The 10,974-nt window shown below is 58.7% G+C and carries 11 protein-coding genes; 4 read left to right on the top strand and 7 right to left on the bottom strand.

What is annotated here, in order from left to right; genetic code table 11:
• Both AB1772_12370 and kdsB read right to left on the bottom strand, forming a co-directional pair.
• On the bottom strand, nucleotides 1-1,093 hold a 1,093-nt coding region (locus AB1772_12370; protein ID MEW5797137.1), incomplete at its 3' end, for a CTP synthase.
• A gap of 4 nt (nucleotides 1,094-1,097) precedes the next feature.
• Nucleotides 1,098-1,844: a 3-deoxy-manno-octulosonate cytidylyltransferase gene (gene kdsB, locus AB1772_12365; GenBank protein ID MEW5797136.1), complete on the bottom strand. Its 747-nt coding sequence runs from the start codon at nucleotides 1,842-1,844 to the stop codon at nucleotides 1,098-1,100.
• A gap of 410 nt (nucleotides 1,845-2,254) precedes the next feature.
• Between kdsB and AB1772_12360 the strand changes: the two genes are divergently transcribed.
• Genes AB1772_12360 through AB1772_12350 form a run of 3 tightly spaced genes read left to right on the top strand, consistent with a single transcriptional unit; the run spans nucleotide 2,255 to nucleotide 5,619 of the window.
• Complete coding sequence (locus tag AB1772_12360; protein ID MEW5797135.1) at nucleotides 2,255-3,652, top strand: hypothetical protein; 1,398 nt, start codon at nucleotides 2,255-2,257, stop codon at nucleotides 3,650-3,652.
• Nucleotides 3,645-5,087 (top strand): sigma-54 dependent transcriptional regulator, encoded by a 1,443-nt coding sequence (locus AB1772_12355; protein ID MEW5797134.1) that lies wholly within the window; start codon nucleotides 3,645-3,647, stop codon nucleotides 5,085-5,087. The genes AB1772_12360 and AB1772_12355 overlap by 8 nt, the downstream gene beginning before the upstream one ends.
• A complete protein-coding gene (locus AB1772_12350) occupies nucleotides 5,068-5,619 on the top strand; it encodes a hypothetical protein (protein ID MEW5797133.1) in 552 nt (183 codons plus the stop codon). The genes AB1772_12355 and AB1772_12350 overlap by 20 nt, the downstream gene beginning before the upstream one ends.
• A gap of 156 nt (nucleotides 5,620-5,775) precedes the next feature.
• Here AB1772_12350 and mltG read toward each other — a convergent pair whose 3' ends face one another.
• The 5 genes from mltG to AB1772_12325 form a co-directional block, all read right to left on the bottom strand.
• On the bottom strand, nucleotides 5,776-6,768 hold the full coding sequence (mltG, locus tag AB1772_12345) for an endolytic transglycosylase MltG (protein MEW5797132.1): 993 nt from the start codon (nucleotides 6,766-6,768) through the stop codon (nucleotides 5,776-5,778).
• On the bottom strand, nucleotides 6,761-6,919 hold the full coding sequence (locus tag AB1772_12340) for a hypothetical protein (GenBank protein ID MEW5797131.1): 159 nt from the start codon (nucleotides 6,917-6,919) through the stop codon (nucleotides 6,761-6,763). The genes mltG and AB1772_12340 overlap by 8 nt, the downstream gene beginning before the upstream one ends.
• Nucleotides 6,906-7,331 carry a Holliday junction resolvase RuvX gene (ruvX, locus tag AB1772_12335; protein ID MEW5797130.1) on the bottom strand — a complete coding sequence of 142 codons (426 nt, stop codon included), beginning with the start codon at nucleotides 7,329-7,331 and terminating at the stop codon, nucleotides 6,906-6,908. Before ruvX ends, AB1772_12340 begins: the two co-directional genes overlap by 14 nt.
• Nucleotides 7,332-7,442: 111 nt before the next feature.
• Nucleotides 7,443-8,705, bottom strand: coding sequence for an asparagine synthetase B (locus AB1772_12330; protein MEW5797129.1), 1,263 nt, complete (start codon nucleotides 8,703-8,705; stop codon nucleotides 7,443-7,445).
• 34 nt (nucleotides 8,706-8,739) lie between these two features.
• Nucleotides 8,740-10,113 carry a replication-associated recombination protein A gene (locus tag AB1772_12325; protein ID MEW5797128.1) on the bottom strand — a complete coding sequence of 458 codons (1,374 nt, stop codon included), beginning with the start codon at nucleotides 10,111-10,113 and terminating at the stop codon, nucleotides 8,740-8,742.
• Between the two features lie 212 nt (nucleotides 10,114-10,325).
• Between AB1772_12325 and AB1772_12320 the strand changes: the two genes are divergently transcribed.
• Nucleotides 10,326-10,649 carry a hypothetical protein gene (locus tag AB1772_12320; protein ID MEW5797127.1) on the top strand — a complete coding sequence of 108 codons (324 nt, stop codon included), beginning with the start codon at nucleotides 10,326-10,328 and terminating at the stop codon, nucleotides 10,647-10,649.
• Nucleotides 10,650-10,974 lie beyond the last annotated feature (325 nt).

Raw genomic sequence — 10,974 nt, 5'->3', positions numbered from 1 at the left:
CGCGCTCACCGAACCCGCCCGGGATCAGGAGGCCATCAAGGTCGTACATGAATTTCGCCGCGCCGACTTTCTTGATGTCCTCCGAGCTGACCCATACCAACTCCACACGGGCATCGCTATAGACCCCGGCGTGCACAAAAGCCTCGATTATAGACTTGTAAGCGTCCTTCAGCTTGACATACTTGCCGCAAATGCCTATCCGCACCCGCTTGCGCGGGTTCTTCACCTTCTCGACCATCTGCTCCCACTCGGCCAATTCCGGCTCGGGAGTTACCAGCCCGAAGTGGTCGCAGATAATCTGATCGAGGCGCTGTTCATGAAACTTAAGCGGCACCTCATAGATAGTCGATACATCCTGCCCAACTATAACCGAACTTACCGGCACCGAGCAAAACAGCGAGATCTTCTGCTTGAGACCATCAGGCAACGGCTGCGAGCACCGCGCGAGGAGCACGTGCGGCTGGATGCCGATTTCGCGCAGCTCCTTGACCGAGTGCTGGGTCGGCTTGGTTTTGAATTCCCCCGCCGTGGAGATATACGGCACGAGAGTTAGGTGCACGTACATGGTGTTCTGCGGTCCTTCTTCGAGGCCCATCTGGCGGATTGCTTCGAGAAACGGCAGAGATTCGATATCACCCACCGTGCCGCCGATTTCAATTATCACCACGTCCGGATTGTCCGCCGCCCTGGCGCGGCTGCGCGCCCGCGCCTTGATCTCCTCGGTCACGTGCGGAATCACTTGGACAGTCGCGCCGAGATAGTCGCCGCGACGTTCCCGTGTTATCACGGTGTGATAAATCTGGCCGGTGGTCACGTTGTTGGCCTGATCCAGCGATTTGTCCAGGAAACGTTCGTAATGGCCCAGATCGAGATCGGTCTCGGAACCGTCGTCAAGCACAAACACCTCGCCGTGCTGGAACGGGTTCATTGTGCCCGGATCAACATTCAGATACGGATCCATCTTGATGATCTGTACGGTCAGGCCGCGTTTCTGCAAGAGTGCACCGATCGATGCCGATGTGATCCCTTTGCCGAGCGAGGAAACTACTCCGCCGGTTATGAACAAATACTTGGCCTTGCCTGGTTCGGACATAGTATTACCCTGTCGTTATCTCATATCTATGTTTCAACAAATCCCGGGGCGTGTCAATGGAGAAAGTTCGTGCCATGGTTTTGAATACCCGGATTGTTCCGCCGTTTTCGATAATCCGCAACTGTTCGAGCGATTCCGCCTTTTCACAGCGAGATTGCCGCCATCCGGCGAATTTGGCCAGCGCCGAACGCCGGAAGAAGTAGACTCCGATGTGGGCCAGGTAGCCGAACTGGGCGGCGCGAGGGCGCAAGTCCGGCTTTTGGAGATATGGCAGTGGAAAGCGCGAGAACCAGAGCGCCCGCCCGCCGCTGTCGACCACAACTTTCACGACATTAGGATTTGACAGCTCGCGATCATCCCGAATCGGCCGCACAAGCGTGGCATACTCTATTGTGCGATCCTGTTGCATCGCCTTGACCACTCGATCCAGCCGCGCGGGTTGGAGACCAAAGCAGTCCGCCTGAACGTTTATGATGATCGACTCCCGGCCTCCGGTGACAGCCTCAGCTACTCGATCGCTGCCGGTTCTGGGTTTACGGGACGTCATGACCACCTCGGCTCCGAACCAGCTCGCCGCCCGCGCGATTTCCCGGCTATCAGTGGCGATACAAAGCCGATCAATCAGCTGCGCTTTCGCGACCTGCCGCCATACATAAAACAACAGCGGCCTGCCCCTGTATTCGTGCAGGACCTTTCTCGCAAAACGGCTCGACCCAAGCCTGGCCGGTATGACGGCGACTACTCTACCCATTGGACGCTGCTCTCGCTGAGACTAGTGCCATCCCAACCAATATCTCCCAATCGTGGGCGGCAGACCAGGACGTCTGCCGCGCACGGAAGCCTTCGGACAGCTCCTTGTGATGCCTCGCCCTCTCCCGTAACGGCTTGTGCAACAGCGTGATAGCCCGATTGGGGCAGTGGTGAAGCCAACGCCGACGGTCGGTTCGACGATAGGCTCGCGATTGTGGAAGTACAGTGACAGGTCAAATCAGGTACGGAAATTGGCCGCATTGACAAACATACTCCACCGAGGTTGGGCCGTCAAGGTTGAAAAACGCCTTCCGTGTCACTTTGCACGAAACGGGACGGAAAAGACTAAAGCGTTCTAAATCGAAACCGATAAAACTGGCATGGTGTCCCAAAGTGAAACAGGAGCCGCCCGTGAGCTATTCAGGGTTTCAAACTGAACCGTCCCATCGCCCCTCTTCGGGCGTGATTGGTGTAGCGCAACCCACTGCAGCCACACCGCAGCTCAACCAATTGCCCACAATCGAGGCGTTGCTGCTCGGTCTGCACTTCCGCGACTGGCTGTGTGAAAGCGAGCTTATCGCCCTGGAGCAAATGGTAAGTCCACCCAGTCAACTGGTCTTGCTTTACGGTGAGACGCTGCTGTATCCGGAAGACGTTGCCAGCGGTGTCTCCACAGCCGTCGAATCGACCGCCCTTCACCAGCCCGACACTATCTTCACACACCGAATTCCGCCCGTAGCCGACGGTATGCCACCGAGACTACTTCACACGGCGCTTATCGGCGAGATTCGCGGCCGGGAGCTTCTGCTCGGGCTGTGTGAACCGGAGCGGCGCTGGGAACGGGCTCCCCTTCCGCTTGAGTTCACTCATCTTGTGGAAGATTGGCGCGCAACTCTTAGGGCTGCCGCAGAGACCGCCGCTGTTCTGGACTCTCGTATTCCGTCAGATCAACCGTATCTCGCCGTTAATCGGGCCTCGGGTCGTGTGATTGTGGCACGGGAACAGCTATGCCACCTGCTCGGATGCGACTCCGGTTCGGTGACTGGTATCGAGTATTCGATGATAGCAGGCCGGCTTCGAAGTCTCATGACCAGCCGCGGGCTCCATTTCGACAATATATCCGTCGGAGACATACATGTATCGGTGGTGTCCTTGCTGCCGGAGCGGCGGCGCAAACCGCGCGGCGCTGCCGATCAGATCAGTTCGGATTTCCTCGTCCATAGCATGCGCAACAAAGTTTCGGCCATCTGCGCCGCGTCCGGCGAACTTCGGAGCCTGACGCCGCTCCAGGGATCGCCGGATTGCCGTGTGCTCGCCGACATAATCACCTCCGAGGCCGCAGAGCTAAACCGCCTCGTGGACGGCCTCGACCTGCTGAGCGGCGCGCGTCGTCGCCACACCCGGTGCATTTCGGTACTGGAGGCCACGCGCGAGGCAGCCGGCGAGTTCGAACAGCGCTTTGGCCGACCGGTGGCGGTAGCGGCGGCGAGGGGCTTTGTCAATTCCACGATCGAGGCTCCGGTAGCCGGTATTCCGGCCGTTATCGACGCCATATTGCGGGCTCATTCAGCGGGGCGCGCCGACAAAAACACCGCCATATCCATCGGCGGAGGCGAATACCGGATCACCATAGAGGTCGCGACACACTCGGAAAAGCTGACATCACCATCGGCTTTTCGCTCCCCCTGGTGCGAGTACGCCAAACGACTGGCTGATTGCCTCGGCTTTGAATGCGTACATACGACCGCCGACGGCAACAGGGCAACGACAACAATAACCATCCCGGTTGAAGGACTGACCCATGACTGAACTCCAGCCCCAGACGGCCTCCGTGATCCTGATTGTAGACGATGAATCCGCCGCCCGCTCGGCCATGGCGGTCATGCTCCGCCGGGCCGGCTACCAGGTGGTCGACGCCGATTGCATCAGCGCCGCGCGACGTATCCTCGATGAGAGAACGCCGGATCTTATGATTGTCGATCTCCGCCTCGGGGACGAGAACGGCATCGACCTGATTCGCCTGGCCAGGCATGGCTATCCGGACACTGAGGCGATTCTGCTGACCGGCCACGGCACGATAGAGTCATCGGTCGAGGCCATGCAAGCGGGCGCCTTCGACTATGTCACCAAACCGTTTAGCAATCACGAGTTTCTGATCCGCGTCCACAAGGCCATCGAGCGGCGTCGCCTGAAGCAGGAAATCATCACCCTGCGGCGGCACGTGGCCATGCACTACGGCTTTGACAACATCGTGGGCATATCTAAGCAGATTACCCTGGTAAAGGAAACGGCGCGGCGCATAGCTCCGACAGATATCACCGTCCTGATAACCGGCGCTTCCGGCACCGGCAAGGAACTCTTCGCCCGCGCCATTCACCATCACTCGAACCGGCGCAGCCGGCCGTTCGTGGCAGTCGACTGTAGCGCGATCCCTGAAGCGCTCATGGAATCAGAACTGTTTGGGCACACCAAGGGATCATTTACCTCGGCGGCACAGGACCGGACCGGCCTGTTTGCGGACGCCGACAGCGGCACGCTTTTCCTCGACGAGGTCGCCAACATCCCACCTGCCATCCAGGTGAAGCTGCTGAGATTCCTCCAGGACTCGATCATTCGCAAGGTCGGCTCCGGCACAAGTCAGAAAATCGACGTTCGCATCATCGCCGCCACCAACCGCGATCTCGGAGGGATGGTCGCCGACGGGAAATTCCGCGAGGATTTGTACTATCGTCTGAATGTAATCCCGCTGAGTCTGCCCGCACTCAAGGAGCGTATCGAGGACGTGGAAATCCTGACCGACTACTTCCTGCGCCGAATCGCCGCCGAGATAGGCCGCCCCAGCCTTACTATCAGTCGGGAGGCGGTTGACAAGCTGCTCGGCCACTCGTGGCCCGGGAATGTGCGCGAACTGGAAAACACCCTCAAGCGCGCCGCCGCCCTGTGCTCTTCGACCCATCTCGAGGCGAGCGACATTATGTTCATTGTCTCCGATGACAACCGCGCTCAGCAGGTCTCCGGCCCGACCAAATCGAGCCTTCGCCTCAAGGGAAATCTCCTGGACCACAACCAGCGGCGGCTCATTATCCAGGCCCTGACCGAAAACAACTGGAACTACACGCGCACCGCCAGCGAATTGGGCATTGGCCGCACCACTCTGTGGCGCAAGATCAAACGGTACGACCTGAAACGAGACCCGGCCCTCAGCGGCGAGTTTGAGGAGAATCATGAGACGGTGGAAAGCTGACGAGCACCGCGACGGCGCTCACGGTCGCCCCGTGGAACGGCTGACCGTGCGGATGCGTGAGTCGCTCGAATCAATAACCGACCCGCGCGAACTCTTCGCGGAGTTCTCGCGCCTGCTGGAGTGCTGTTTCGATGTCCGCAAAGGCTTCCTCGCCATCCGCGAGGGCACCCAGACCCGTTTTCTGGCGGTGGCCAGCTGGCGGCAGAAAGGTGCTCGCAGGAACCTCTCGCTGCTGCTTCCGACAGTGTCCTCGTTTTTCGAGAAAGTGGCCCAGTCAGGCCAGACGTACTCTGAAAACATCGCCCAGTTCTTCGACGGCAACACCCTTGAGCGACGGCTGCTGTTCGACAGCGACACGGTCTCGTTTGTCCTGCGACCGCTTAAGCACGACGGCGAACTGGTCGGGATGTTGGGGTACAGCTCCGATACCCCGGAGGCGTTTGTTGCTGTCGAGAACGGCGCCCTTGATTCCGCGTTCGAGCTCTTCGCGGCCCATCTCCACACCCTCCGACGTGCGTACGTCACGGCTTAGCCCGGTAGGGCGGGTCCGCTTCGAGCCCGCCATGAGATGACGTTGCTGTTTTACGGGTCACCGCCGCGTCCACATGCGTAGCGACGGCGGACTTGAAGCAAGTCCGCCCTACAAAACCACTTGAGACGCACCGGCTACGGAACCAATGTACTCCGTCTAACTCCCCGGCTGGGGCAGCGCCCTGCGAATCTCCCGGCGCGCCCGGTTGTGCTCGTCGTTGGTGCGGGAAAAGCGGTGCTTGCCGGAGCCGTCGGCTACAAAATACAAATAGTCCGTCAGCGCCGGATGAAGCACCGAGCGAATGGCGTCAAGTCCGGGGGAGTTGATGGGCGTGGGTGGCAGACCGCGCCGACGGTACGTGTTGTACGGCGAGTCGCGTTCCAGATCGCTCTTCAGCAACGGCCGATTGAGACCGCCGAGTCCATAGATGACAGTCGGGTCGGCATCGAGCTTCATCTTGCGGCCAAGCCGGTTGTGATACACCGAAGCAATCTGCGGCTTTTCGTCATTCACGAGAGCTTCTGCCTCGACAATGGACGCGAGTATGATCACTTCTTCCCGGCTGAGGTTGTTCGGCACATCCTGTCGCCACACGCTGTCGGTCTTGGTGTGATACATGGCGACCATTTCTTTCAGTATATCTCGCACCGGCGTGCCCCAGCGGATGAAGTACGTCTCCGGAAAGAGATATCCCTCGAGACACTTCTTGCCGACCTCAGTCAAGAACGCTGAGTCGGCATTCAGCCTCACAACTTCAGCCGAGTCGAGACCAAGCCGCTGCGCCAGCACCGATGCCACCCGCCAGATGGGCGCTCCCTCGTAGATAGTCACTCGGATAGTAACAACATCGCCTCGTTCGAGTTTCCCCAGCACCGAGCGGCAGGAGTTCTCCCCGGTGAAATCGTAGCGGCCGGGTGTCAGCTTGCGGTCAATCCCGCGAAACTGGGCCGGGTAGCGAAGCATCGCGCCCGAGCGCACCACGCCGCTGTCGACCAGCCGGGAGGCGACTCGCTCGAAACTGTCACCCGGTTCGATTATCACCGAAACCACGCGGTCTCCCAAATCCACCGGCACGACATAAAGCACCAGCGCGTACGCCGCGAGAACAAGCCCAAGCAGCACTATTCCGATTATGATCGCTTTAATCATCGCGCCTGCGCTTTCCGACGGGGCGAACAAGCCGCACGACAAGACTGAACACCCACAGCACCGCGCCGATCAGCAGCAACGGGATTGTAACCAGCAGCCACACGATATACTCCCACCATCGGACTGCGATTCTTGTGTCATTTCTGCTCATCGAGAAACCTCTGCAGGATTATCACCGCCGCCAGGCGGTCGATCCGCTCCTTCTTCTTACCCGCACGTTTGCCGTGGGCGTGAATAATACCCACAGCCTCTTCAGACGTTCCAAACTCATCTACTCTGTGAATCGGCCCGTCAAATGTCTCAGAGAGTTTAGCCACGAACGCGTCGACCCTGCGGCAGGCATCGTTTTCCGTGCCGTCATCATTAAGTGGGTAACCGATTACGAGTGCGGACGGTTTCAGGTTGCTGATTACCCCGGCGAGATGCTGGATGGCCTCCTTGTCCGACTTGACTTCCAGCGTAGCCAGCACAGACGCGATCGTGCCGGTGGGATCGCTTTTGGCAAGACCGATGCGGCGGACGCCGTAGTCGATGGCGAGGAACGTTCGTGAGGTAACAGCCATGCCCCGAAACTATGGCTGACTATGATAGTTGTCAAAACACAAATTCGTGGGGCGGCATAGCTTGCCCCGGACTTGATCCGGGGTCCTCGCCTGCCGCGATTCATCGGAAACCTACGTCTTCCGCTCTTTCTTTTTCGCGGCGGGGAAAAGCACGTTGTTGAGAATCAGGCGGTACCCCGGCGAGCTCTTGTGCAGGCTTAATTCGGTCGGCGGGTCGTGCACCATGTGGCGGTAATCTTCCGGATCGTGGCCCGCCAGAAACGTGAAGGTGCCGCGTCCGAGGTTGCCGTGCACATAGCGGACCTCGTCGAAATTCTCCGGCTGCGCCAGGACTGTCACGTGCTTCTTGAGCAGCGACTTGCGGAACCCGGTCACTTGCCCCATGAAACCGCTGACCGTGTTGACATGGTCCTGCACCAGCATTGTCGGCACCGGGTCGAGTTTCGCGGAAAACTCAAACAGGAAGAAGTAATCTACTTCGGGAATCGGAAACCGCACGATTCGATCCGGATACGTATCGATATCGGAGCGGGCGTACACAATCGGGTCAAGCGAGACCGTGAAATTCTCGAATGCAAACGTCCTGCTGAAGTCGAGCCTGCTCTGGCAGCCCGGATCGACCGGGTCACCGTCGAATTCGCGCGGCACGATATCGACACCGTCGGCGGCCAGCGCCATATCGAGTGTCTCCGGTGCGGAACACATCGAGAACAAAAATCCGCCGCGACGCACGTAGTCATACACGACCTTGGCGACATCGCGCTTGAGGTGCGAAACCTTGCTGTACCCCATGCGGGCGGCCATGTCCTCGTTCGCCTTGACATCGGCCTGGTACCAGAGCTCGTTCCGAAACGCCCCGTAGAACTTGCCATACTGCCCAGAGAAATCCTCGTGGTGGCAGTGCAGCCAGTCGTAGTCTTCGAGCACACCGGTTAGAATCTCTTCGTCCCAGACGACATCATACTTGATTTCGGCGTAAGTCAGCGCCAGCGTGACGGCGTCATCCCAGGGTTGATTCGATGGCGGGCAATAAACAGCGACTGCCGGCGCCTTCTCAAGCTCCACTCGCTCCATGTTTTCGACTTCGATCTGACGATAGATATCGGCAATCTGGCCCTGGGTCGCGCTCTCGTACAGAACTCCCACGAGCAGGCACATATCTGCCACGTCTTTGCTCTGATCTACCAGAAACGACCCGCCGCGATAATTAAGCAGCCACTCCGACTTGTACCCCTTCTCCAGTGCTTTGTAAACGACCCCGTACGCTTTGAGATGATCGGTCTGGGTCTCATCCATCGGGATAAGAATCCCCGCGGCGCGGAGAGACCACGGCAAAAGCAGCATAACCAAAAGTGCGAAAAGCAGGCGGCGCATAAGTATCTATTAAACCAGCGAAGCGATTAGCGGTTCAGTCTTTATTATCGGATGATTGCCCGGCAGGTTTGCCGGTTTTCCCTTCGGCGGCACTACGGCGGAACTCGCGGTACTTCTGCACATACGCGGCGAGCCGTTCCTCGCGGCCGACATTTTTCGGTTCGTAATAGACTCGCCCCTTCAACTCCTCGGGGAAATGCTCCTGGTCGACCAGCGCGTCTTCGAATTCGTGCGCGTACCGATACCCCTTGCCGTAGCCGAGATCCTTCATCAGGTTGGTGGGCGCGTTGCGAATCCAGAGCGGCACTGGCAGGGAGCCGTATTCGGCGGCATCGGCCTTGGCTTTGTCGAACGCGATATAGGCCGAATTCGACTTGGGCGCGCAGGCGAGATAGATCACAAGCTGCGCAATCGCCAGCTCTCCCTCGGGCGAGCCGAGAAAGTGATACGTGTCGCGCGCGTTGATTGCCAGAGTCAGCGCGTACGAATCGGCCAGGCCAATGTCCTCAGTAGCAAACCGAATCAGCCGCCGCACGATATAGAGCGGGTCCTCGCCCGAATCGAGCATCCGCGCCAGCCAGTAGAGCGCGGCGTCCGGGTCGCCGTCGCGGATCGTCTTGTGCAGCGCGGAGATCAGGTTGTAATGCTCTTCCCCCACTTTGTCATAGACAAACGTCCCCTTCTGGTGCACCTCGCGCACGATATCGACTGTGACTTTCTTTTCTTTGCCGAGATATGCCGCGACAGCTTCGAGAAGCGACAACCCGCGGCGCGCATCGCCATCGGCAGCCGCAGATATGAACTCGAGTGCGTCCGGTTCAAGGTTAAGACCAGCTTTGCCCAGACCTCGCTCGTCGTCAGTGAGGGCAGTTGTTACTACAGCTTTGATATCCTCAGGAGACAGGCGGTCAAGCACGTACACCTTCATCCGTGAGAGCAGCGCCGCGTTGACCTCGAACGACGGGTTCTCGGTGGTCGCGCCGATCAGGACAATGTCACCCTTCTCGACATACGGCAGAAACGCATCCTGCTGTGCCTTGTTGAAGCGGTGGATCTCGTCGACCAGCACATAGGTGCGGCGGCCGGACATCTTGTAATAGTCGCCCGCCTTGCTTATGAGCGCCTTGATCTCTTTGATACCGGACGTGACCGCCGAATACGGGACGAACTGTCCCTTGGTGTGGGCGGCGATCAGATGCGCGAGCGTGGTCTTGCCGGAGCCGGGCGGTCCCCAGAAGATGATCGATGGCACCTTGTCTTCTTCGATGGCTTTGCGGAGAGGCGTGCCTTTGCCGACAGTTTTTTGCTGGCCGACAAACTCCTCGAACGAGCGCGGCCTTATCCTATCCGCGAGCGGCGCGACCGACGCGCGCTTCTCCTTAGGCCGTTCTTCCTCGAAGAAGTCCATGGGGGGAATATAGGGTGTAGCGAGAGGGGGGACAATCACTTAGTGCGGGGGAGTGAGCGGAACTTCGTCTCAGATTGGGCAGAAAAAACAATTGACAGCAGAGAGGGACGAGTCTAATCTCAACAGTGTGGCTGTAATAAAGAGGTAGCTGTTGCGCGAAACGCACGCCCTCTTCCGTGCCGATATGCTACCATACACATAAGGAGATGCTGGTGGTAGATTCCAGTCGCGACATGCGATTGATCGTGAGCGACAACGAACAAGCGGTTGCTACGGCGCTCAGTTCGGGGAGCTACGTGCTGGCTTTTCTTCTTGTTCATTCACTTATCGAGGGTCTTCTGCGCTTCGTGCTTCGAAAAAACGATGACCGCGTCAAATTCAGCCAGCTCATAGTCAAATTCAGCCAGCTCGTAGTCAAATCCAGCCAGCTCATAAAGGGATATGAACCCGGTAGCCCTCACCCGGTAGCCCACAGCTTGCTGTGGGTTGCTCAATACATCGACACGCTCCCAAGTGTTACCCATGTGCCCGGTTAAGGCATCCCTTGGAATCTCCGGTCAAGCCGGAGAATGACAGAAAACGGCACGGAAGAGCAAGGACGGGACGCCAGTCCCGTCATACCGGCGGAAGCCGGTACCCAGTTGTGACCGCCACGCTGTTAACGCAATGCTTGAGACTCTCTTCGCCACGTAATCTCGAACGGTGGCGTCGGCGACATTTCCAACACAACTGGGCCCCGGTTTTCACCGGGGTGACGGAGCTGGCGCTCCGTCGTCTCTGTTATCCCATGTCGAAATCCCGCCACGGCAGGCAGGCGCACCCGGTAGCCCACAGCTTGCTGTGGGTTGCTCGATACTTCGA

It is taken from the genome of Candidatus Zixiibacteriota bacterium (assembly GCA_040752815.1).
GTDB lineage: Bacteria > Zixibacteria > MSB-5A5 > GN15 > FEB-12 > JAGGTI01.
This window is presented reverse-complemented; position numbering and strand designations above follow the sequence as displayed.

Coding starts and splice junctions, on each gene's coding strand:
- AB1772_12350 (MEW5797133.1), top strand. CDS start 5,068: ATGAGACGGTGGAAAGCTGACGAGCACCGCGACGGCGCTCACGGTCGC.
- AB1772_12325 (MEW5797128.1), bottom strand. CDS start 10,113: ATGGACTTCTTCGAGGAAGAACGGCCTAAGGAGAAGCGCGCGTCGGTC.
- kdsB (MEW5797136.1), bottom strand. CDS start 1,844: ATGGGTAGAGTAGTCGCCGTCATACCGGCCAGGCTTGGGTCGAGCCGT.
- ruvX (MEW5797130.1), bottom strand. CDS start 7,331: ATGGCTGTTACCTCACGAACGTTCCTCGCCATCGACTACGGCGTCCGC.
- AB1772_12340 (MEW5797131.1), bottom strand. CDS start 6,919: ATGAGCAGAAATGACACAAGAATCGCAGTCCGATGGTGGGAGTATATC.
- AB1772_12330 (MEW5797129.1), bottom strand. CDS start 8,705: ATGCGCCGCCTGCTTTTCGCACTTTTGGTTATGCTGCTTTTGCCGTGG.
- AB1772_12355 (MEW5797134.1), top strand. CDS start 3,645: ATGACTGAACTCCAGCCCCAGACGGCCTCCGTGATCCTGATTGTAGAC.
- mltG (MEW5797132.1), bottom strand. CDS start 6,768: ATGATTAAAGCGATCATAATCGGAATAGTGCTGCTTGGGCTTGTTCTC.